At 71.1% G+C, this 22,594-nt stretch carries 19 protein-coding genes and 1 pseudogene; 6 read left to right on the top strand and 14 right to left on the bottom strand.

The features are described from left to right. Nucleotides 1-14: 14 nt before the first annotated feature. The 11 genes from ACFWM2_RS01245 to ACFWM2_RS01195 form a co-directional block, all read right to left on the bottom strand. Nucleotides 15-2,507: a PQQ-dependent sugar dehydrogenase gene (locus ACFWM2_RS01245; RefSeq protein ID WP_383271705.1), complete on the bottom strand. Its 2,493-nt coding sequence runs from the start codon at nt 2,505-2,507 to the stop codon at nt 15-17. A gap of 112 nt (nt 2,508-2,619) precedes the next feature. Next, entirely contained in the window at nt 2,620-3,624 is a 1,005-nt protein-coding gene (locus ACFWM2_RS01240) for a sugar phosphate isomerase/epimerase family protein (RefSeq protein ID WP_383271703.1), read from the bottom strand. 15 nt (nt 3,625-3,639) lie between these two features. After that, nucleotides 3,640-4,902 (bottom strand): Gfo/Idh/MocA family protein, encoded by a 1,263-nt coding sequence (locus tag ACFWM2_RS01235; RefSeq protein WP_383271701.1) that lies wholly within the window; start codon nt 4,900-4,902, stop codon nt 3,640-3,642. Between the two features lie 88 nt (nt 4,903-4,990). After that, complete coding sequence (locus ACFWM2_RS01230; RefSeq protein WP_383271699.1) at nt 4,991-6,040, bottom strand: substrate-binding domain-containing protein; 1,050 nt, start codon at nt 6,038-6,040, stop codon at nt 4,991-4,993. A gap of 29 nt (nt 6,041-6,069) precedes the next feature. Further along, nucleotides 6,070-7,089 carry an ABC transporter permease gene (locus ACFWM2_RS01225; RefSeq protein ID WP_383271696.1) on the bottom strand — a complete coding sequence of 340 codons (1,020 nt, stop codon included), beginning with the start codon at nt 7,087-7,089 and terminating at the stop codon, nt 6,070-6,072. After that, nucleotides 7,086-8,624 (bottom strand): sugar ABC transporter ATP-binding protein, encoded by a 1,539-nt coding sequence (locus ACFWM2_RS01220; protein ID WP_383271694.1) that lies wholly within the window; start codon nt 8,622-8,624, stop codon nt 7,086-7,088. The genes ACFWM2_RS01225 and ACFWM2_RS01220 overlap by 4 nt, the downstream gene beginning before the upstream one ends. 107 nt (nt 8,625-8,731) lie before the next feature. After that, nucleotides 8,732-9,913, bottom strand: coding sequence for an ROK family protein (locus tag ACFWM2_RS01215; RefSeq protein WP_383271692.1), 1,182 nt, complete (start codon nt 9,911-9,913; stop codon nt 8,732-8,734). Nucleotides 9,914-10,231: 318 nt separating this feature from the next. Beyond that, entirely contained in the window at nt 10,232-10,906 is a 675-nt protein-coding gene (locus ACFWM2_RS01210; RefSeq protein ID WP_383271690.1) for a GntR family transcriptional regulator, read from the bottom strand. A gap of 244 nt (nt 10,907-11,150) precedes the next feature. After that, nucleotides 11,151-12,098: a beta-ketoacyl-ACP synthase III gene (locus tag ACFWM2_RS01205; protein ID WP_383271688.1), complete on the bottom strand. Its 948-nt coding sequence runs from the start codon at nt 12,096-12,098 to the stop codon at nt 11,151-11,153. Between the two features lie 177 nt (nt 12,099-12,275). Then, the gene (locus ACFWM2_RS01200; RefSeq protein ID WP_383271686.1) at nt 12,276-12,410 is read right to left on the bottom strand and encodes a hypothetical protein; all 135 of its coding nucleotides are present in this window, start codon (nt 12,408-12,410) and stop codon (nt 12,276-12,278) included. Continuing rightward, a complete protein-coding gene (locus ACFWM2_RS01195; protein WP_383271683.1) occupies nt 12,379-13,716 on the bottom strand; it encodes an OFA family MFS transporter in 1,338 nt (445 codons plus the stop codon). The genes ACFWM2_RS01200 and ACFWM2_RS01195 overlap by 32 nt, the downstream gene beginning before the upstream one ends. 254 nt (nt 13,717-13,970) lie before the next feature. On the opposite strand from ACFWM2_RS01195, the gene ACFWM2_RS01190 reads away from it, so the two are divergent. The 3 genes and pseudogenes from ACFWM2_RS01190 (at nt 13,971) to fdhD (ending at nt 16,057) form a co-directional block, all read left to right on the top strand. After that, nucleotides 13,971-14,942 (top strand): 2-dehydropantoate 2-reductase, encoded by a 972-nt coding sequence (locus ACFWM2_RS01190; RefSeq protein WP_383271681.1) that lies wholly within the window; start codon nt 13,971-13,973, stop codon nt 14,940-14,942. Then, a pseudogene (locus tag ACFWM2_RS01185) lies at nt 14,887-15,186 on the top strand (Fe-S-binding domain-containing protein); the annotation flags it as partial. The gene ACFWM2_RS01190 and the pseudogene ACFWM2_RS01185, both read left to right, overlap by 56 nt. A 7-nt stretch (nt 15,187-15,193) precedes the next feature. Beyond that, nucleotides 15,194-16,057, top strand: coding sequence for a formate dehydrogenase accessory sulfurtransferase FdhD (gene fdhD, locus ACFWM2_RS01180; RefSeq protein ID WP_383271679.1), 864 nt, complete (start codon nt 15,194-15,196; stop codon nt 16,055-16,057). A gap of 157 nt (nt 16,058-16,214) precedes the next feature. Here fdhD and ACFWM2_RS01175 read toward each other — a convergent pair whose 3' ends face one another. Both ACFWM2_RS01175 and ACFWM2_RS01170 read right to left on the bottom strand, forming a co-directional pair. Then, nucleotides 16,215-16,757: an isochorismatase family protein gene (locus tag ACFWM2_RS01175; protein ID WP_383271677.1), complete on the bottom strand. Its 543-nt coding sequence runs from the start codon at nt 16,755-16,757 to the stop codon at nt 16,215-16,217. Nucleotides 16,758-16,776: 19 nt separating this feature from the next. After that, the gene (locus ACFWM2_RS01170; protein ID WP_383271675.1) at nt 16,777-17,211 is read right to left on the bottom strand and encodes a MarR family winged helix-turn-helix transcriptional regulator; all 435 of its coding nucleotides are present in this window, start codon (nt 17,209-17,211) and stop codon (nt 16,777-16,779) included. 92 nt (nt 17,212-17,303) lie between these two features. Here ACFWM2_RS01170 and ACFWM2_RS01165 point away from each other — a divergent pair, with 92 nt between their 5' ends. From ACFWM2_RS01165 to ACFWM2_RS01155, 3 genes are all read left to right on the top strand, one after another. Then, on the top strand, nt 17,304-18,278 hold the full coding sequence (locus ACFWM2_RS01165; protein WP_383271673.1) for a zinc-binding alcohol dehydrogenase family protein: 975 nt from the start codon (nt 17,304-17,306) through the stop codon (nt 18,276-18,278). Between the two features lie 163 nt (nt 18,279-18,441). Further along, entirely contained in the window at nt 18,442-20,319 is a 1,878-nt protein-coding gene (locus tag ACFWM2_RS01160) for an exo-alpha-sialidase (RefSeq protein WP_383271671.1), read from the top strand. 10 nt (nt 20,320-20,329) lie between these two features. After that, the gene (locus ACFWM2_RS01155; protein ID WP_383271669.1) at nt 20,330-21,556 is read left to right on the top strand and encodes a DUF4185 domain-containing protein; all 1,227 of its coding nucleotides are present in this window, start codon (nt 20,330-20,332) and stop codon (nt 21,554-21,556) included. Here the strand turns inward: ACFWM2_RS01155 and ACFWM2_RS01150 are convergent. Next, entirely contained in the window at nt 21,501-22,538 is a 1,038-nt protein-coding gene (locus ACFWM2_RS01150; protein ID WP_383271667.1) for a bile acid:sodium symporter family protein, read from the bottom strand. The genes ACFWM2_RS01155 and ACFWM2_RS01150 overlap by 56 nt on opposite strands. Nucleotides 22,539-22,594: the final 56 nt, after the last annotated feature.

Here is a 22,594-nt window from a genome sequence, read left to right as displayed (position 1 = left end):
CGGTCACACTCCCGTCAGCTCGTGGTGAAGGTGAAGTCGTCGACGTCGTACAGTGCGCCGGTGCCACTGCCCTTGAAGACCAGGTAGAGCGTGGTGGTGCCGGCCGGTGCGCGCGAGATGTTCGCGCTGACGTCCTGGAAGGTCTCCCAGCCGCCGGTCACCGGCACGGTCGCGGTGCCCAGCAGCCGCCCGGTCGGGGAGCCCGCGCGGACCTGGAGGGTGCCGCCGGTGCCACCGGACGCGATGCGCGCGGTGATCTTCTTGGCGTCGGCGAGCACGTACGGCGTGAAGGAGATCCAGTCGCCGTTGTTGATGTCGCCGACCGTCTTGCCGCCGTGTGCGGTGGCCTTGGACTGGACGGTGACGCCGGAGGCCTTGCCGTAGTGCTCGGCCTGGCGGTGCCTGGGCTGGACGACGTTCTGGTCGTGGGTGGTCAGCGGGGCCTGGCCGCCGCCACCGCCGTCGGTGTACTCGGCGTCGAAGACCCCGAAGATGTTGGCGTCGTCGTCATGACCGCCGTCGGCACTGGTCTGGATGGTGCCGGAGCAGCCGTTGGCCGAGGTGACCGGGTGGCCGTGGCTGTCGTGGCCGAGGACGAAGGTGACCTTCACCTTGGCGCAGTCGATCGCGCTGCCGTCCTCCGGGTCGGTGACCTTCACCTTGAAGGGCACGGCGTCGCCGAAGCTGAACAGCTGCCCGTCCTTGGGCAGTTGGAGCACCACCTGGGGTGCCGTGTTGCCGACCACGACCTGCACGCTCGCGCTCCCGGTCCGTCCGGTCGCGTCCTTGGCCGTCAGCGTCGCGGTGTACGTCCCGTTCTTCTTGTACTTGTGCGTGGGGTTCGCCGCGGTCGACGTGCCGCCGTCGCCGAAGTCCCAGCTGTACGTGAGGGCGTCACCGTCCGCGTCCGTCGTGCCGGCGGACGAGAACTTCACCTTCAGCGGTGCCTGGCCCGAGGTGCGGTCGGCCGCGGCCTGGGCGACCGGCGAGTGACCGTCGGTGGCGTTCTCGATCCGGTACAGGCCGGAGTGCTCGTCGCCGCCGAACCAGGCGGTGCCGTAGTCGAGGACGTACAGCGCGCCGTCGGGCCCGAACGCCATGTCCATCACCTGTGTGCCGGTCCACGGCACGTCGTTGATGGACTGCACCGTCCCGTCGCCGTCCGACACGATCCGCTTGATCCAGCGGCGGCCGAACTCGCCGGCGAAGAAGTTCCCGTCGTAGGCCTGCGGGAACTTGACCGGGGAGTCGAGCGAGGCGTCGTAGTGGTAGACAGGACCGCCCATCGGTGACTCGGAGCCGTCCCCGAACTCCGGGACGGACGGGCCGTTGTACGGGATCCAGGCGGCCTGCGCCGGCGGCAGGTCCGTGAGGCCGGTGTTGTGCGGCGAGTTGTTCTTGGGAGCGGCGCAGTCGAACGCGGACCCTGACTGCTTGGTCGCGAAGTCGTAGTCGACGTAGGCGTCATTGTCGCCCGTGCAGTACGGCCAGCCGAAGTTGCCGGGCTTCGTGACGCGGGCGAACTCGACCTGGCCCGCCGGGCCGCGGGCGGGGTCGGCGGCGCCGGCGTCCGGGCCGTAGTCACCGACGTACAGGATGCCGGTCTTCTGGTCGACGCTGAAGCGGAACGGGTTGCGGAAGCCCATCGCGTAGATCTCGGGGCGCGTCTTGTCGGTGCCCGGCGGGAAGAGGTTGCCGTCCGGGACGGCGTACGAGCCGTCCGCGTTGACCTTGATGCGCAGGATCTTGCCGCGCAGGTCGTTGGTGTTGCCGGCCGAACGCTGGGCGTCGAACGCGGGGTTGCGGTCGGAGCGCTCGTCGATGGGAGTGAAGCCGTCGGACTGGAACGGGTTGGAGTCGTCGCCGGTCGACAGATAGAGGTTCCCGGCCGCGTCGAAGTCGATGTCGCCGCCGACGTGACAGCAGATGCCCCGGGACGTCCGGACGTCGAGGATCTTCTTCTCGCTGGCCGTGTCGAGGGTGCCGTCCGTCTTCAGCACGAAGCGGGAGAGACGGTTCACACCGTCGAAGGGCGCGAAGTCGGCGGCGGTGCCGGTCTCGGGGGCGTCGCCCGCGGGGGTGCTCAGGGGCGGGGCGTAGTAGAGGTAGACGAAGCGGTTGGCGGCGAAGCCGGGGTCGATGCCGACGCCCTGCAGACCTTCCTCGTCGTGGGTGTACACGTCGAGCTTGCCCGCGAGCTTCGTGTTGCCCGCGGCGTCGGTCAGGCGCAGTTCGCCATCACGCGAGGTGTGCAGGACCGAGCGGTCGGGGAGCACGGCGAGCGACATGGGCTCGCCGACCTCGGGTTCCCCCTTGGCGAGGGTGACCTGCTGGAAGTCCTCGGCCGCCGAACTTCCCGGGTCGGCGACGGCTGCGCCGGCCGGGGGCGCGGTGAGGGTGAGGGAGGCGGCCGCGAGCAGCGCGCCGCTCAGCAGGGCGAGTGCCCCGCGGAGTCTCGGACGTCTTGCGTGGCTCCTGGTGCTGGTGTTCCTGCCGTTCGGGTGCACGAAATGCCTCCATGAAGGGGCTGGTCGTACGGGCGGGTGCGGTAGGCCGGAGTGCGCCGTCACTCCGGAGGTCCTCTGCGCGGGCCCGGCGTTGTGGCCGGGCCCGGGCTGCTCAGTCGTTGCCGCCGAACGCCGCGTCGAACGAGGCGGTCGGTGGCTCGAAGTCGTAGGCCTTGAGGCGGGTCAGGGCCTCGGGTGCGCCCTGGAGCCGGTCCATGCCGGCGTCCTCCCACTCCACGGAGACAGGGCCCGTGTAGTCGATGGAGCGCAGCATCCGGAAGACGTCCTCCCAGGGGACGTCCCCGTGGCCCGCCGAGACGAAGTCCCAGCCGCGGCGCGGGTCGCCCCAGGGCAGGTGCGAGCCGAGGCGGCCGTTGCGGCCGTCGAGCCGTTTGCGGGCCTCTTTGCAGTCGACGTGGTAGATCCGGTCCCGGAAGTCGTAGAGGAAGCCGACCGGGTCCAGGTCCTGCCACACGAAATGGGAGGGATCGAAGTTCAGGCCGAAGGCGGGACGGTGGTCGACTGCCGCCAGCGCGCGCTGAGTTGTCCAGTAGTCGTACGCGATCTCGCTGGGGTGGACCTCGTGGGCGAACCGCACGCCCTGTGCGTCGAAGACGTCCAGGACCGGGTTCCAGCGGGTCGCGAAGTCCTCGTAGCCGCGCTCGATCATCGACTCGGGGGCGGGCGGGAACATGGCGACCAGATGCCAGATCGCCGAGCCGGTGAACCCGATGACGGTGTCGACACCGAGGGCGGCCGCCGCGCGCGCGGTGTCGGCCATTTCGGCGGCGGCCCGCTGCCGTACGCCCTCGGGCTCGCCGTCGCCCCAGATCCGGGCGGGCAGGATGGCCTGGTGGCGCTCGTCGATGATGGCGTCGCAGACGGCCTGGCCGACCAGGTGGTTGGAGATGGCCCAGCACTTGAGGCCGTACTTGTCGAGCAGCTGGTGGCGCGAGTCGATGTAGGCGGGGTCCGCGAGGGCCTTGTCGACCTCGAAATGGTCGCCCCAGCAGGCGAGTTCGAGTCCGTCGTAGCCGAAGTCGCGGGCGAGCCGGCAGACCTCTTCGAGGGGCAGGTCGGCCCACTGGCCGGTGAAGAGTGTGAAGGTGCGGGGCATGTCGTCGGTCCTCCTCTAGGCCTGGACGGGCGTGTAGACGGAGTTCTTCGCGGCGCTCTCCTCGACCGCGGCCAGCACGCGCTGCACCTGCAGGCCGTCGGCGAAGGACGGCGTGGGCGGCTGACCCGCCGCGATGGCCCGCACCAGGTCGCGGGCCTGGTGCACGAAGGTGTGCTCGTAGCCGAGAGCGTGGCCCGGCGGCCACCAGGCCTCCAGGTAGGGGTGGTCGGGCTCGGTGACGAGGATGCGGCGGAAACCCGCGTAGGTGCCGGGCTCGGTGTGGTCGTGGTACGAGAGCTCGTTGAGGCGCTCCAGGTCGAAGGCCAACGAGCCGCGCTCGCCGTTGAGTTCGATGCGCAGGGCGTTCTTGCGGCCGGTCGCGAACCGGGAGGCCTCGAAGGAGGCGAGCGCGCCGGAGGCGAGCCGGCCGGTGAAGACGGCGGCGTCGTCGACGGTGACCGTGCCGCGTCCGCCTGCCGCCGGTGCGCCGCCCTCGGTGTCGCCCGCCGCGCCGGCCGGCGCGGTGTCGCCTGCCGCTCCCGCCGCCGACAGACCGCTGGACGCACCGGCGGGCAGTGGCCGCACGCGGACGAAGGTCTCGGTGAGCGCCGAGACGCCGACGACGGGCTCCCCCGCCAGGTACTGCGCGAGGTCCACGATGTGCGCTCCCAGGTCCCCGAGCGCGCCCGACCCCGCCGTCTCCTTGCGCAGTCGCCAGGTCAGCGGGAACTCCGGGTCCACCAGCCAGTCCTGAAGGTACGTCACCCGGACATGGCGCAGGGTCCCCAGGCGCCCCTCGGCGACCATCGAGCGGGCCAGTGAAGTGGCGGGCACACGGCGGTAGTTGAAGCCGACCATGGCCACCTGGCCGCGCCGGGCGGCGGCTTCGGCCGCCTCGGTCATGGCCTCGGCCTCCTCGACCGTGTTGGCGAGCGGCTTCTCGCACAGCACGTGCTTGCCGGCGGCCAGCGCGGCGACGGCGATCTCGGCGTGGCTGTCGCCGGGGGTGCAGATGTCGACGAGGTCGACGTCGTCGCGCTCGATCAGGGCACGCCAGTCGGTCTCCGTGGCCGCCCAGCCGTGCCGGTCGGCCATGGCGCGCACCGCCTGTGCGTCGCGGCCGCAGACGGCGGCGAGAACCGGGCGCTGCGGCAGGTCGAAAACGCGGCCGGCCGTGCGCCAGCCCTGCGAGTGGGCGGCGCCCATGAACGCGTATCCGACCATGCCCACGCCCAATGGCGGCTTCTCTGCCTCGTCGCCCCGGTGCGGCTGTCCCATGCGGATGTCCTCCTCGTCGTCGTGGCGCGGTGGGGGGTGGGGCCTGTCCGCCGGTGCGGTGGCGGGCAGGCCCTGGGGGGTGAGCGCCTCACTTGAAGCCGGTGGACATGTACCGGCCGACGTTCTCCTTGTCGACGACGGCCGAGTAGAGCGTCAGCGACGCCGGGATCTCGAACTCGGCGATACCGCTCACCCCCTTGCCCTGGCCGAGCGCGCGGGCGAGGTCGATGGCGGAGGCGGCCATGGTCGGCGGGTAGAGGACGGTGGCCTTGAGGACGCTGTTGTCGGCGTCGATGGCCTGGAAGGCGGACAGCGCCCCAGCGCCGCCGACCATCAGGAAGTCGTCGCGCCCGGCCTGCTTGATGGCCCGCAGCGCGCCCACGCCCTGGTCGTCGTCGTGGTTCCACAGGGCGTCGAACTTCGACTGCGCCTGCAGGAGTTGGGCCATCTTGGCCTGCCCGGACTCGACGGTGAAGTCGGCTGCCTGGCGGGCGACCTTCTTGATGTTGGGATAGTTCTTCAGCGCCGCGTCGAAGCCCTGGGTGCGCTGCTTGGTGAGCTCCAGGTTGTCCAGCCCCGCGAGTTCGATGACCCGTGCGTTCTTCTTGTCCTTGAGTTTCTCGCCGATGTAGTGGCCCGCGCTGAGGCCCATGCCGTAGTTGTCGCCGCCGATCCAGCAGCGGTACGCCTGCGGGGAGTTGAAGATCCGGTCGAGGTTGACGACGGGGATGCCCGCGCGCATGGCCTTCAGGCCGACCTGGGTGAGCGCCTTGCCGTCGGCGGGCAGCACCACCAGGACGTCGACCTTCTTGTTGATCAGTGTCTCGATCTGGCCGATCTGCGCGGCCGTGTCGTTGGATCCCTCGGTGATCTCCAGCGTCACGTCGTCGTACTTCTTGGCCCGGTTCTTGGCGTTGTCGTTGATCGCGTTGAGCCAGCCGTGGTCGGCCTGCGGCCCCGCGAAGCCGATGGTGACGTGCTTGCCGGGCTTGTCGTCGGCGGCCGGCTGCTCGTTCGCGGTCGCGTTGTCGTCGCCGGAGTCGTTGCTGGTACAGCCGGCGAGGAGGGCGCCGGCCGAGACGGCGGCGGTCCCGAAGAGCAGTCCTCTGCGGCTGGTGAGGCTCGTGGGTTCTGGCATGGCGGTGCACCCTTCCCGTATGGGGCGGCTCAAGTGGTCTGCGCGGTACGGCGCTGCACGAGCACGGCGGCCACGATGATCGCGCCCTTGGCGATCTGCTGGACGTCGCTCTGCAGGTTGTTGAGCGCGAAGATGTTGGTGATCGTGGTGAAGATCAGGACACCGAGCACCGAGCCGGTGATGGTGCCCCGGCCCCCGCTGAGCAGCGTGCCGCCGATGATCGCGGCCGCGATGGCGTCGAGTTCGTACAGGTTGCCGTTGGTGTTCTGGCCCGAGCCGGACAGGATGATCAGCAGGAACGCGGCGATGCCGCAGCACAGCCCGGAGAGCAGATAGAGGTACAGCCGCTGTCGTCGTACGTCGATGCCGGCGAGCCGTGCCGCCTCCGCGTTGCCGCCGACGGCGACCGTGCGCCGGCCGAAGGTGGTGCGGTTCAGGATCAGCCAGCCGATGACCGTGACGACGGCGAAGACGAGCACCAGGGGCGGAATGCCGAGCACGTACGAGTCGCGCTCGCCGAGCTTCAGAATCCCGTTGATGCTGACGATCTGCGTCTTGCCGTCCGTGATCTGGAGGGCCAGCCCGCGGGCCGAGGCGAGCATGGCGAGGGTCGCGATGAACGGGACCATCGCCCCGTAGGCGATGAGCAGTCCGTTCACCAGCCCGCAGCCGACACCGACGAGCACAGCGGTGAAGAGGACGCCCGCGAAGCCGTACTCCTGGGTCGCGACGGTCGTCGCCCAGACCGAACTGAGCGCGACGATCGCGCCGACCGAGAGGTCGATGCCGCCGGAGGTGATCACGAAGGTCATGCCGACGGTGACGACACCGATCACCGAGGCCTGGGTGAGGACGAGTTGGAGGTTGCGGGTGTCGAGGAACTCGTCCGGCTTGGTGATGCCGCCGATGACGACCAGCGCGGCGAGCACACCGAGGAGCGAGAGGGTGCGGACGTCGGCACGGGCCGCGAGCGTCCGCCACGACGGGTGTTCCCTGACCGGCGACGCCTTGTGGGTGTCGTCCCTGGGCGGAGATACGGGCTGTGTCATGACGCCGGGCTCCCTTCAGTGGCCACCGGGCTTCCTTCCATGACGAGGTCGAGTACGCGGTGCTCGTCGAGTTCGCGGGCCGGGGCGGTGTGGACGACCTGGCCTTCGCGGAGGACGAGGACCCGGTCGGCGAGCCCGAGGACCTCGGGCACTTCGCTGGAGACCAGCAGGACGGCGAGGCCCTCGTCGGCGAGCCGGCGGATGACCGCGTACAGCTCGGCGCGGGCGCCGACGTCGACCCCGCGGGTCGGTTCGTCGAGCAGCAGGACGCGGCAGCCGCGCAGCAGCCAGCGCGCGAGGACGGCCTTCTGCTGGTTGCCGCCGGAGAGGGTCCGCACGGGTGCGGAGGGGTTGTCGGGGCGCAGGGACAGCTCGCGGGTCGCCGCCCGCGCCGCGCACCGCTCGGCACGCCGGTCGATCCAACCTCCGCGCGAGAAGCGGGACATGGAGGAGACCGACACATTGCGAGTGACGGACTCCAGCATCAGCAGGGCCTGGGCCTTGCGTTCCTCGGGGGCGAGTCCGAGCCCGGCACGGACGGCGGCACGTACGCTGCCGGACCGCAACGGCCGTCTGTCCACGAGTACTTGACCGGAGGTCGCCTTCCGCGCCCCGTAGATCGTCTCCAGGATCTCGGAGCGTCCGGAGCCGACGAGCCCCGCGAGACCGACGATTTCGCCGGGGCGCAGTTCGAGGTCGAGCGGCGCGAACTCCCCTGTCCTGGACAGTCCTTGGACCTTCAGCACCGGTTCGGCCGACGGCTCACGCGTGGGCCGGTCGGGGAAGACGTACTCGACGTTGCGTCCCGTCATCAGGGCCACGACGTCCCGGGTCGGCGTGGACTTCGCGGGCAGTCCGCCCGCCACCGCACGGCCGTCCTTCAGCACGGTCACGCGGTCGCCGATACGGCGGATCTCCTCCAGGCGGTGGGAGATGTAGACGACGGCGACGCCGTCGGCGGTCACATCGCCCACGATCCGGAAGAGGTTGTCGACCTCGTCGGGGTCGAGAGCCGCGGACGGCTCGTCCATGACGATGAGCCGGACGTCGTGCGAGAGCGCGCGGGCCATCGAGACGATCTGCTGCTGGGCCGCCGACAGTTCACCGACGAGCCGCGCCGGATCGATCTCCGGATGCCCGAGCCGCTTGAGCAGTGCGGCCGTCGACTCCCGCGCCACCTTTCCCCGTACGACGAAGCCGGCGGCCGTGGGCTCGTGCCCGAGGTGGACGTTCTCGGCCACCGACAAGCCTTCCACCAGGTCGAGTTCCTGGTAGATGGTGGCGATTCCGAGGCGCATGGCGGCGATCGGCGACCTGAGCGTGACGTTCTCGCCACGCCAGCCGATCGTGCCGTCGTCCGGCTGGTGGGCACCGGCCAGGACTTTGATGAGCGTGGACTTTCCGGCCCCGTTCTGTCCGAGCAGGCAGTGCACCTCGCCGGCCTGGACGTCGAGGTCGACGCCGTCGAGGGCCCGGACTCCGGGGAACGACTTCGTGATGCCGGACATGGTGAGCAGCGGTGGTTCTGATGCCATGGCGGTTCCCCTTGGCAGGCGTGCGGGCCGGTTGCAGGGCAGGGCGAAGCAGGGCGCTGTACGGGTGGGGCGACTCGACGTCCTGAGGACGCCGTACGGGCTCAGTCCTACGCGGGCGAGAACAGGTGGTCGCTGATGAGCCGGGCCGCGCCGATGACTCCGGCGGTGGGGCCCAACTCCCCCAGCACGATGGGCAGGTTGCCGGTCGCCAGCGGCAGCGACTGGCGGTAGACCTGGGTGCGGATCGCGGCGAGCAGGGTGTGGCCGAGACCGGTCACTCCGCCGCCGATCACCACGAGACCCGGGTTGAAGAAGCTGACCAGAGCCGCGATGACCTGGCCGGTGCGGTTGCCGCCCTCGCGGATCAGATCGAGCGCGGTGGCGTCACCCGCGGCGGCCGCGGCGGCGACGTCGACGGCGCTCAGGCTGCCCGCCGCCTCCAGGCGTGCGGCGAGCTCCCCCGAAAGCCCCTGCTGGGCGGCCTCCGTGGCGTCGCGCGCCAGTGCCGCGCCGCTGAAGTGGGCTTCCAGGCAGCCCCGGTTGCCGCAGGCGCACGGCCGGCCGTCGGGGACGGCCTGGATGTGCCCGATGTCGCCCGCGCTGCCCGTCGTACCGCGGTAGACCTCACCGCCGACGACGATGCCGCAGCCGATGCCGGTACCGATCTTGACGCAGAGGAAGTCGCCCACGGAGCGTGCGACGCCCGCGTGCTGCTCCCCCATCGCCATCAGGTTCACGTCGTTGTCGACCATGACCGGGCAGCCGAGGTCCTGGCTGAGCGCCTCGCGGACCGGGAAGCCGTCCCAGCCGGGCATGATCGGCGGTGCGACGGGGATGCCCTCGGGAAAGCGGACCGGCCCCGGGACGCCGATGCCGGCGCCGTCGAACCCCTCCGCGAGCCCGGAGGCCCTCAACTTGGCTGCCATGGCCAGGACTTGCTCGAAGACCGCGACCGGGCCCTCGCGTACGTCCATGGGCTGGTTGAGGTGCCCCAGGACTTCCAGTTCGGCGTTGGTCACGGCCACGTCGATCGAGGTCGCGCCGATGTCGACGCCGAGGAAGCGCAGGGCCGGGGCGAGCCGGATGTTGTGCGACCGTCGGCCACCGCGGGATGCGGCGAGTCCGTCGGCCACCACGAGGCCGGTCTCCAGCAGCCGTTCCACCTCGACGGCCAGCTTCGACCGCGAGAGGTCGACCTGATCGCCCAGCTGGGCACGGGAGTTGGGGCCGCCGTCCCGCAGCAGGCGCAGCAGTCGCGCCTGATGCGCGTTCGCGGGTCGAGCCGTCATGCGTCTCACGTGTCCCTCCCCGCCTCAATCGGCCTGATCCGTCGGGCTTTCGAGGGGAACGTAGCAGCGGGTGCCGGGAGTGGGAAGAAGTTGAGCAGTAATTACCGTCAACTTTCTCCACTCACAGGACAAAGACGAGCGTCCCGCTGTCCCGTACGACCGTCCCGTACGACGGGACGGCAGCGCCCTCAGCTGCGGTTCGCGGCGGCCGCGCACGGAAGCGGCCCGCCACTGGCCCCCGTTGGGGACGGCTGACGGGCCGGGAACTCGACGCAGGGCCGGCTTGGTTGTCACGCCCCAACCGGGCGTGACGCCGGGCTACTTCTCGCGCTCGTGGTACGTCTTGCGGGTGTGCTCCGTGTGGGCGCGGGAGACCGACGTGGCCCGCTGCTCGTCCCGGGTCGCGATCGCCGCGATCAGGTCGCGGTGCTCGATCCAGGACTGGTGACCGCGCTGCCGGGCGACCGGTGTGTAGTACCAGCGGACGCGCCGGTCCACCTGTGCCGCCAGCTCGGCGAGGACCGCGTTGCCGGCGAGCTCCATGACCTTCGCGTGGAAGCGGGCGTTCATCGCGACCGCGCCGTCCACGTCGTCGGCGGCGACCGCGCGCTCGCCCTCCGCGCACAGCTCCTCGAGCGCCGTGATGCCCGCGCTGCCCGCCTTCGCCGCGGCGAGCCGGGCCGCCTCGGCCTCCAGGAGCGTACGCACCGTCAGGAGCTGGTCCGCCTCCTCCTCGGTGGGCTCGTGGACGAACGCGCCCTGGGCGGGGCGCAGGTCGACCCAGCCTTCGGTGTTGAGCCGCTGGAGGGCCTCGCGCACGGGCTGCCGGGACACTCCGAGATGCCCGGCGAGTTCGCTCTCGACCAGGTGCTGGCCCGGCTGGAGGGAACCGGTGATGATCAGTTCGAGCAGCGCCTCGTAGACACGGTCGCGCAGCGGGCCGGGCCGTTCGAGCTTCGGCACCGCCCCCTGCGGCAGTCCGGTCGACAACATCGCGGTCCCCCTCCTAGGCAGCGGCGGCACCGGTGAGCACAGCGGCGGCAGCATGGCATCCGGACAGCCAGTATGGATTGCCTTTCGTCTACAGTCTACGGCGCACAAAGGGCCGGAACGGACAGGAGTTGGGGTTCTCACACCCGGGCCCCCGCACCCGGTGTCACCCCCCGGTGCGCCGACGGAACCGAAGCGCCCGGAAACCGGCTCCGGCACGGCCCGGCGCCGGCCCCCGCACCGGCCCCTAGGGGCAGCGCACCACCTGTCCCGCGTAGGACAGGTTCCCACCGAAGCCGAACAGCAGCACCGCGTCCCCCGTCGAGACCTCACCGCGCTCCACGAGCTTGGAGAAGGCGAGCGGGATGCTGGCCGCCGAGGTGTTGCCGGAGTCGGTTACGTCGCGCGCGACCACCGCGTTCACGGCACCGATCTTCTCGGCCAGCGGCTCGATGATGCGCAGGTTCGCCTGGTGCAGCACGACCCCGGCGAGGTCCTCCGGAGCGAGCCCCGCGCGCTCGCAGGCCTTGCGGGCGATGGGCGGGAGCCGGGTCGTCGCCCAGCGGTAGACGCTCTGGCCCTCCTGCGCGAACCGGGCGGGCGTGCCCTCGATGCGTACCGCGTGCCCCATCTCGGGCACCGAGCCCCACAGCACCGGACCGATCCCGGGCTCCTCGTCCGGCGCGCACGCCTCGACCACGGCGGCCCCCGCGCCGTCGCCGACGAGCACACAGGTCGTACGGTCGCTCCAGTCCGTGACGTCGGACATCTTGTCGGCGCCGATGACCAGCGCCCGGGTCGCCGCACCGGCCCGGATCGTGTGATCGGCGGTGGCCAGCGCGTGCGTGAACCCCGCGCAGACGACGTTGACGTCCATCGCGGCCGGCGACGGGACACCGAGGCGGGCCGCGACCCGCGCGGCCATGTTCGGGGAGCGGTCGACGGCCGTGGAGGTGGCGACCAGGATCAGATCGATGTCGCCCGGGGCCAGGCCCGCCGCCGCGAGCGCCTTGGCCGCGGCGTGCGCGGCCAGCTCGTCGACCGGCTCGTCGGGCCCGGCGATATGGCGCGTACGGATGCCCACCCGGCTTCTGATCCACTCGTCGCTGGTGTCGACCAGGCCCGCCAGCTCCTCGTTGGTGAGCACCTTGGCGGGCTGGTAGTGGCCGACGGCGGCGATGCGTGAGCCGTTCATGGGTGTCCCATCGTTGCCTTGGGTAGCGGGATTCACCAGTCTGAACAGTGACTCACGGGTACGGCGGCAGCTGATGCCACAGGAAAGCGGCCCCGGCCTTGTCGGCTTCCGTCAGGCCCTCGGACGCCCGAGCACTTCCCGTACACCTGCCCGTGCCCCGGCGCGGAGTGACCTGCCTCACCCCGTGAACAGTTGCTTCGCCTTCAGGACGAGTTCGTACAGGCCGTAGCAGAGGGGCGCTCCCACCCACAGCCAGGAGAACGCGATCAGTCCGCGGCGGCTAGGCGGACTCGGACTGCTCTCGCTCGACATCGGTGGCCTCCCTCTGGGCGGGAATGTGGTGACGGGCATGGACGGGTCGCACGAGCTCGTTGGCGACGAACCCGACGACGAGCAGGCCGATCATGATCAGGAACGAGGTGCCGTAGAGCGAGGAGCCGTGTTTGCCGGCCTCCTCCTGCCGGTCCGCGATCCAGTTCACGATCAGCGGTCCGAGGACGCCCGCCGTGGACCAGGCGGTGAGCAGCCGGCCGTGGATCGCGCCCACCTGGAAGGTGCCGAAGAGGTCCTTCAGGTACGCGGGGATCGTCGCGAAGCCGCCGCCGTAGAAGGAGAGGATCACCAGCGCGCACAGGATGAACAGCGGCTTGGACGAGTCCCCGAACCAGGCGATGAGCGCGTACATCACCGCGCCCACACCGAGATACACGCGGTAGATGTTCTTGCGCCCGATCAGGTCGGACGTCGACGACCAGCCGATACGGCCCGCCATGTTGGCCGCCGAGAGCAGCGCGACGAAGCCCGCGGCCGCGGACGCCGACACCGGCGTGGACGTGTCCGCGAAGAAGTCCGTGATCATCGGGGCGGCCTTCTCCAGGATGCCGATGCCCGCTGTCACGTTCATGCAGAGCACGACCCACAGACACCAGAACTGCGGGGTGCGTACGGCGTTCCGGGCGGACACCTGCACTCCGTCGAGGGAGCTCGGGCCGGCGGCGGCGGTGGCCGGCTTCTCGCCGCGTGGCACCCGCACCAGCAGGACGCCGAGCGACATGAACACCGCGTACGTCAGTCCGTGCACCAGGAAGGCGAGCGCGATCCCGGAGGAGTCGGCGCCGAAGGACTCCAGCATCTGGGCCGACCAGGGCGAGGCGATCAGCGCGCCGCCGCCGAAGCCCATGATCGCGATGCCGGTGGCCATGCCCGGCCGGTCCGGGAACCACTTGATCAGGGTCGAGACGGGCGAGATGTAGCCGATGCCGAGGCCGATCCCGCCGACGAAGCCGTAGCCGAAGACGATCAGCCAGTACTGCTCGGTGGCGGCGCCGAGTGCGGCGATCAGGAATCCGGACGAGAAACAGATGAGGGCGACGGTCATCGCCCAGCGCGGTCCGTTGCGCTCGACGAGGGTGCCGCCGAACGCGGCGGACAGCCCCAGCATGACGATGCCGAGTTGGAAGGGCAGCGCGCTCTGGGTGCCGCTCAGACCTAGCGCGGACTCCAGAGACGGCTTGAAAACGCTCCAGGCGTAGGCCTGGCCGATGGCGAGGTGGACCGAGAGCGCGGCCGGGGGAACGAGCCAGCGGCTCCAGCCCGGTGGTGCGACAGGGGGGCTCATGATCCGGAACGATAGGAAGCGGTTGCCCCGTTTGGGAAGGCACGCGACACGAACGGTCGACCGTATGCGATGAGCGGTCCGGCTGACACGACGAACGGTCGACGACGCCGGACGAGCGGTCGCCGGTGGCCGCGCAAAGGCCTCCCCCGGGTACTGCCCGAACCCTTGCTGCCCGGAATTCCATCCTGTAGACAATATGTAGTCGACAGTTTCAGCCAGTTCCTCGGTACCCTCGACCGAACGGAGCTCTCCCAGTGAAAGTCGCAGTTCTCGGCGCCGGTGCGATCGGCGCCTATGTCGGCGCCGCGCTGCACCGCGCAGGCGCCGATGTGCATCTCGTCGCCCGTGGACCGCATCTGGCGGCCATGAGGCAGCACGGAGTCCGAGTCCTCAGCGCGCGCGGTGACTTCACGGCGCGCGCCCATGCCACCGACGACCCGGCCGACATCGGACCGGTCGACTTCGTCTTCCTCGGCCTCAAGGCCAACTCGTACGCGGCGTGCGGGCCGCTGATCGAGCCACTGCTGCACGACACCACGGCGGTGGTGGCCGCCCAGAACGGCATCCCCTGGTGGTACTTCCACCGGCACGGCGGACCGCACGACGGTCACCGTGTGGAGAGCGTGGACCCGGACGGCGCGGTCAGTGCGGTGCTCGCGCCCGAACGGGCCATCGGCTGTGTCGTCTATGCGGCGACCGAGCTGGAAGGGCCGGGAGTCGTCCGCCATCTCGAAGGCACCCGGTTCTCCATCGGCGAGCCCGACCGCTCGGTCTCGGCGCGGTGCAGCGCGTTCAGCGAGGCCATGCAGGCGGGCGGCCTCAAGTGCCCCGTGGAGCCGGACCTGCGCAACGACATCTGGCTCAAGCTCCTCGGCAACATCTCCTTCAACCCCATCAGCGCGCTGGCCCGCGCGACGATGCGCCAGATGTGCCTGCACGGCGGCACCCGCAAGGTCATCGAGATCATGATGACCGAGACGCTCGCGGTCGCGGAGGCCCTCGGCTGCGAGGTCGGCGTCTCCATCGAGCGGCGCCTCGCCGGCGCCGAGCGCGTCGGCGACCACCGCACGTCCACGCTCCAGGACCTGGAGCGCGGCAAACCGCTCGAACTCGACGTGCTGCTCGCGGCCGTCGTGGAACTGGCCGAGATCACCGGGGTCCCGGTGCCCACGCTCCGCACCGTGCACGCGATCTCGGACCTGCTCGCCCTGCGGACCGCCGCATGAGCAGACGGGAGCGCCGTCGTGGGCGGCGGAGTCCGAGATGCGGGCGGCGGGTACGCGGGACGAGCCGGCGCGGACCGGGACGGCCACCGTGGGCGCATACCGCGGAGTGGGCTGCACGCCCACTCCGCGCGTGCAGGACAATGAGATCGTGAAGGTCACTTCACCGCACGACCATCCGGTGACCCGCGGCGATCTCCGCAGCAAGGGCCGCTTCGGCTACCAGCACGTACAGAACCGGGGCTGATCAGGACATGGGACGAGTCACAGAACGACGCAAGGTGATCCGCATCCGGGACGGGGCCGTGAGCACCCGCCCGGACACGCTGGTCGCCGAGGAACCCCTGGAGATCCGCCTCAACGGCAAACCCCTCGCGATCACGATGCGCACACCGGGCGACGACTTCGCGCTGGCGGCGGGCTTCCTGGTCAGCGAGGGGGTGCTGGGCACGGCCGAGGAGCTCCAGAACATCGTCTACTGCGCCGGCGCGACGGTGGACGGCTCGAACACGTACAACATCGTGGACGTGAGGACGGCACCCGGTCTCGTCCTCCCCGACATCACCCTGGAGCGCAACGTCTACACGACGTCCTCCTGCGGTCTGTGCGGCAAGGCGAGTCTGGACGCGGTCCGTACGACGGCCCGCTGGCCGATCGACGACACGGCGGGCGCCACCGCTCCCCCGGTCCGGCTCGAACCCGAACTGCTCGCGAGCCTCCCCGACCGGCTGCGGGCGGCACAGCTGGTCTTCGACCGGACCGGGGGCCTGCACGCGGCGGCGCTGTTCACCGAGGACGGCGAGCTCGTCGACATACGGGAGGACGTGGGCCGGCACAACGCGGTCGACAAGCTGGTCGGCCGCGCGCTGCAGGACGGCGCACTCCCGCTCTCCCGCACGGTCCTGCTGGTCTCGGGCCGGGCCTCCTTCGAGCTGGCGCAGAAGGCGGTGATGGCCGGCATCCCGGTGCTCGCGGCCGTCTCCGCCCCGTCCTCGCTCGCCGTGGACCTGGCCGCCGAGACCGGCCTGACCCTGGTCGGCTTCCTGCGGGGGGCCTCCATGAACGTGTACGCGGGTGATCACCGGATCGCTCTGCGGGCCCCGGCCACTCAGAGCTGACCGGCCCCCCGCGTCACGGCGGCGGGGCCCCGACCGGCGGGGAGCGCCCCCTGCGCCGGAGGGCCCCCGCCTCAGCCCTGCCCGGCCCGCCTCACACGGTGTCCCGGTCCTCGGTGGCGATCTCCGTCATCGACGGCGGCTCGCTGCCGGTCCGGCGTCATCCGGCGATGAAGTGCACCTCCGGCGAGGTCACGACCGTGCCCAGGCGCGGGAAGTTGAGGGCGACGGCGGCCTCGTGCTCGGGGGCGGTGAGAGCGGCCATGGAGTCCTCGACGAAGACGAGGTCGTAGCCGAGGTCGCCGGCGGCGCGAGCGGTGGACTCGACGCCGAGGTTGGTGGCGATGCCGCCGAACACCAGCGTGGTGACACCGCGTTCACGCAGGCGCTCGTCCAGACCGGTGCCCTGGAACCCGCCGATGGTCCGTTTCACGATCTCGATGTCACCGTCCGCCGCGAGCCCGGCGACCAGCCCGCTGCCGGGCGGCTGCTCGGGGACTCCGGGCCGTTCGACCCGGATGAGGACGACGGGTGCGTCGACCGCCCGGAAGGACCGGGCCAACTCCTCGGCCACGGAAAGCAGTTCGGGTCCCTTGCGGGGTTCCAGGGGCAGTCCGACAATGCGGTCCATCAGATCGACGAGCACCAGGGCGGTGCGCGCGGGGTCGAGGGCGAGACGAGGTTCGGCTTCGGGTGCGGTCATGACGGAACGTTAGCCCGCGTCAGCCGTCCGTACCGGAAATCCGGATCAACAGCTCCATGAACTGCTCACGTTCGGCCGCCGCGAGCGGGGCCATCAGCGCGTCGTTCGCCGTCCGGGCGGCCCGCTCGCAGCGCTTCAGCAGCCGGCCGCCCTCCTCTGTGATCGACACCGCGTTCTTGCGACGGTCCTTCGGATCCGGCGCGCGGACGACCCACCCCCCGGCCTGCAGGTCGTTCAGAACGCCGACCAGGTCCTTGGGGTCGAGTCCGATGCCGCGACCGAGTTCGGCCTGGGCGACCGGGCCGAGGTCGAAGACGGCGGAGAGCACGACGTGGTGCCACATCTTCAGGCCCTCGGCCGCCAGCGCCTCGGTGACCAGGGCGCGGCCGCGGGCGGCGGCCCGGCCGAGGAGCCAGCTGGGGAGGCCGCGGATCTCGGGCAGGGGGGCGGACATGGGAGGAGCCTAACGAAAATACCGTTGGACTTCCCCATGAGTTCCGAATACCGTTGGGACTCCCAACGGTATTCGGTAATTCTGGAGGTGCGATGCGTCGTGTCCGGTACGAGCGCTCCGGTGGCCCCCTGTTCCTCGAAGAGGTCGCCGTACCCGTCCCCGGCCCAGGTGAGGTCCTCGTGCGCACCGAGGCGGTCGGAGTGACCCTGCCCGTCGTGCGCAAGGTGACGGAGGCGGCCGAGCCGATCCCCCTCGGGGGCGAGGTCGCCGGGGAGGTCGTCGCGGCCGGCGCGGGCGTCACCCGGTGCGCGGTGGGCGACCGGGTCACCGGGCTCTGCTTCGGGCACGGATACGCCGAGTACGCCCTCCTCGACCAAGGCATGGCCACCCCGGTCCCGGCCGACGCGAGCGCCGTCGACGCCGTCGCCCTCGTCCGCAGCGGACTGGTCGCGCTCGGCGCCCTGACGGCGGCCCGCCCCGAGCCCGGCGAATCAGCCCTGGTGACCGCGGCGGCAAGCGGGGTCGGGCACCTCGCGGTCCAACTCGCCCGGCTGCGCGGGGCGTCGCGCGTGGTGGGCGCCGTCTCCACGCCCGACAAGGCGGACTTCGTACGCGGCCTCGGCGCCGACGAGGTGGTCACGTACGGGGCCGGCGGCGACGAGGCGGTCGCGTACGAAGCCGGCGGCGAGACCGTCACGTACGGCGCCGACGCCTGGGGCGAGCCCGTCGACTACGTGCTCGACGCGGTCGGCGGCGACCTGCTCACCCCGGCCGTCGCCGCGCTCGCTCCGGGCGGCCGCCTCGTCGCGTACAGCTCGGGCGGCGGGACCGTCCAGGCGTACGACCTACTGGTGGGCGCCAAGTCGGTGATCGGCTTCCAGATGGCGCGGATCGCCCGCGGCCGGCCCGAGGTGTACGAGCTGTGGCGCCAGGAGCTGTGGCGGCTGTTCGCGGACGGTGCGCTGGCGCCTGCCGTGCACGGGGAGTTCGACCTGGAGGACGCGGCGAAGGCGCACGAGGCGATCGAGTCGCGGAGCAACCTGGGCAAGGTGGTGCTGCGCACCTGACGCACTGTCACCAGCCGCCGGGAGCCCGCACATCTGGCGTGAACACGACCGGTGCACGCTTCTTGTGGGCCCCTGACAGCCCAAGTAGCGTCTGAGGCGGGAACGTTGGACGTGGGATGTCCAGATGTCCAGATGTCGAGACGCATGAAGGGCAGGCCGCACCATGCCGTCAAGTCTCCGCGCACGTCTCAGATCCACCCTCACGGCCGTTCTCACCACCACCGCGCTGCTTGCGTTACCGAGCCCGGCGGGGGCCGAACAGGCCGCGGCGAGCGGCGAGTTCGAGCAGCATGTGCTCTTCAGGGCGTCCCAGGACCCGGGCTACGCCTGCTTCCGTATCCCGGCGGTGGTGAGGACCACGGAGGGCACGCTGCTGGCCTTCGCCGAGGGACGCGTCCTGAACTGCGGCGACTCGGCCGACATCGACATCGTCGTGAAGCGCTCCACCGACGGCGGGCGCACCTGGAGCCCCCTCCAGGTCGTCAACGACGGCGGTGGCGACACGCACGGCAACCCGACGCCCGTCGTGGACCGCGAGACGGGACGCATCCTCCTGGCCGAGACGTACAACACGGGCCGTACGGACAGCGGGAGTTGCTCCATACCCTGTGACCGCACCCCGCACCTTCAGTACAGCGACGACGACGGCCTGAGCTGGTCACGGCCGCGCGATCTGAGCGACGAGATCCTGCCGGCCGACTGGAACTCCTGGTACGCCACCGGACCTGTGCACGGCATCCAGCTCACCCGCGGCAGGCACGCCGGCCGGCTCGTGTTCGGCGTCAACACCGAGACCTGGAACGGCAGTCGGGTCACCGCCAACCATGCCGCGCTGATCACCAGCGACGACGGGGGCGACCACTGGGAGGTCGGCGCGACGGACTCGTGGCCGATCGCGGACGACGGCACGTTCCGCCAGAAGCCGTCCGAGATGACGCTCACGGAACGCACCGACGGTTCGGTCCTCGTCAGCGGGCGCGAGCAGGACGGCACCGATCTCGGTCATCGCACCCAGGCCGTCAGCCGTGACGGCGGCGACAGCTTCGCGGCCCCCTTCGAGGACCTCCCCGGCCTGTACACGCCCCAGGTCCAGGGGTCCGTGCTGCGTCTCGGCGACCGCATGCTGCTGGCCTGCCCCGGCGATCCGGACCGCCGGCGCACGATGATGATCCGCTCCTCGTACGACGGCGGACGCACCTGGGAGAGCGTGGACCGCGGCACGGTCGTCACCACGGACTGGTCCGGCTACTCGGACCTGGTGCGCGTCGACGGCGACACCGTGGGCCTGTTGTACGAGGGCGGCGCGGTCGACGCGCGGGACGAGATCCGCTTCGCCCGGTTCACCGAGGACTGGCTGACGCCGCGCCGCGGCCCCGACCCGACGACCGCCGACCGGGCCCCGCACGCCTCTCGCGCCGCAGTGCTCGGCGGCGCCCAGGAGACAGCGGGTGTCTTCGGCGGCGCGCTCGCCCTCGACGGCACCGACGACGCCGTACGCCTGCCGTATCAGGACCGACTGCCGCTCGGGACAAAGGGCTTCACGGCGTCCCTGTGGTTCCGGTACACGGCCACGACCGGTGAGCAGCCGCTGCTGTGGATGGGCGGGATCGGCACGTCCCAGCCGCAGGTGTGGCTGCGCGGCGAGCCGGCTTCCCACCGGATCACCGGGCTGATCACCACGAGGAACGGCGCGGCGCCCCCGGCCTCTGCGTCCGTGCGCACCACGAGCGCGTACAACGACGGCCAGTGGCACCATCTGGCGCTGCGCCGCGGCGGCGGACGGCTGACGCTCTTCGTCGACGGTACGGCGCTCAGCACCGCGGACGTGCCGGGATCGGCGAGCCGTAACTCGCCGTTCGGGGTGCACATCGGCCAACGCATGGACAGCCGGGCGTTCTTCAGCGGAGGAATCGACGAAGTCAGGGTGTACGACCGGGCGTTGAGCGACGAGGAGCTGACCGCCGTCCGCACCCGCAACGCCCCTGTGACACGGGACACCGTCCTGTGGCTGCCCATGGACCGCGTGAGCGCCAGCCACTAACGTCCCGTCCGTGCCCGACGACGCAGGAGCACGACGACGGAACGGGGCCGGGCTCGGCATCCTGCTCGCCCTGGTCTGCGCAGCCGTGCTGCTCACCGCCTTCCCGGACGACGACCGGGAGGGCGGCGGCACCTGCGGGCCCCGCACGGTGAAGTCCTGGACGGCGGACGCGAAGGTCACCGGCGAGTTCGCGCGCTACGGGGACGACGCGACCCGCACCGACGACTGGACCGGCGGCGACGGTACGCACTCGGTGCGGCTGCCGGACGGCCGGGTGCTGTGGCTGTTCTCGGACACCTATCTGGGCCAGGTGCACGGGCCGCCCAACCCGGTCGGCGAGTCGTACGCCTGGCGGGACACCTCGGCGCCGCTGGTGCGCAATTCGGCGGTGCTGATGTCCGAGTCGGGCCGGCTGGAGCGCACGCTGCCCGCCCCGCTGTTCCCGGATCCCGGTGCGGGGCAGTGGCGCTGGCCGGTGGCGGCCCGGGTGGAGCCCCGCTCCCCCGGCTCCGCCGAACAGGTCGTACGGGTCCTGCTGTGGACACGTACGACGGGTCAGGCCCCGTGGATCTACGGCGTCCCCACGGCCACCGAGGTCGCCACGCTCTCGCTGCCCGACCTGCGGCTGGAAGGCGTGCGGACCGTCCTGGACCAGCGCTCCGTGGCGGACGCGTCCCGGCGCGTGCTGTTCGGGACCGCGGCGGTCGACGACGGCGACTGGACGTATGTCTTCGGCGGCGACGACGGGCAGGCGGCCGCCCGTCCCACCTCGCACGCCTATGTCGCACGTGTGCCGCGCGGCAGGCTCGCCGAACCGGGCGCCTGGGAGTACTGGGACGGCTCCGCGTGGGCTGCCCGGGGCCGCCCGGCGGCGGTGCTCGGCGACGGACAGCGCGAGGGCGTGGGCAGCGCGTTCACGGTGGTGCGCGACGGCGGCACCTACGTGCTGTTCACGATGGCGGCCGGCACCGAGGGCCTGACGACGATCACGTCCTACTGGGCGTGCTCGCCGACGGGGCCGTGGCACGGACCCACCGGGAGCTTCAGCCCGCCCCTTCCGCCGGGCGAGGTGGCCGCGTACAACCCGCAGACCCATCCGACGCTGAGCGGCGACGGCCGCTGGGTGCTCAGCTACGACGTCAACTGGCTGGACGCGACGGGCGCGTCCGCGCAGGCGAACCTCAGCCGGAACGTGTCCCTGTACCGACCGCGATTCGTGACTCTGCGACTGGCCTAGGCTGCCTGGCCGGCTCGGGGTCGCGGGAGCGGCGCTTGGCGATGACCGCGCACACCATCAGCTGCATCTGGTGGAAGAGCATCAGCGGCAGCACGGCGAGCGAGGCGTGCGCGCCGAAGAGCACGCCGGCCATGGGCAGTCCGGACGCGAGGGACTTCTTCGAGCCGGCGAACTGGATGGCGATCCGGTCCTCGCGCCGGAAGCCCAGGGCCTTGGCGCCGTACCAGCTCACGGCCAGCATCACGGCGAGCAGGACCGCCTCGACGATCAGCAGGCCGGCCAGCCGCAGGGCGCTGACCTGGTGCCAGATGCCCTGCGCCATGCCCTCGCTGAACGCGGTGTAGACGACCAGCAGGATCGAGCCGCGGTCGACGTATCCGAGGAACTTCTTGTGGCGCGTGATGAACGCGCCGATCCAGCGGCGCAGCAGCTGTCCGGCGAGGAACGGAACGAGCAGCTGGAGCACGATCTTGACGAGGGAGTCCGCGGAGAACCCGCCGCCGCTGCTGCCGAGCAGCGCCGCCGCGAGCAGCGGGGTGAGGACGATCCCGGCCAGCGAGGAGAAGGAGCCCGCGCAGATCGCGGCGGGCACGTTGCCGCGCGCGATGGAGGTGAAGGCGATCGACGACTGGATGGTCGAGGGGACCAGGGTGAGGAAGAGCAGGCCTTGGTACAGCGGGTCCGTCAGGAACACCGGCTCTAGGCCGCCTGCGGCCAGTCCGAGCAGTGGGAACACGACGAACGTGCAGGCGAGGACGGTGCCGTGGAGCCGCCAGTGCTTCAGCCCGTCCAGCGCCTCACGGGTGGAAAGGCGCGCCCCGTAGAGGAAGAAGAGGAAGGCGATCGCGGCCGTGGAGGCGCCCGACGCCACATCGGCCGCCGCACCCCGCGCCGGGAGGAGGGCCGCCAGGCCCACTGTCCCGAGCAACAGCAGGATGTACGGGTCGATCGGCATCCAACTCGGCCACTGCAGGCGTTTCACGGTGCTCCACTGCTGAGTTCTGTACGTAGTTCGTTCGGGTTCGGACGTGCCCTTTC

The organism is Streptomyces sp. NPDC058371, assembly GCF_042723265.1.
GTDB lineage: Bacteria > Actinomycetota > Actinomycetes > Streptomycetales > Streptomycetaceae > Streptomyces.
This window is presented reverse-complemented; position numbering and strand designations above follow the sequence as displayed.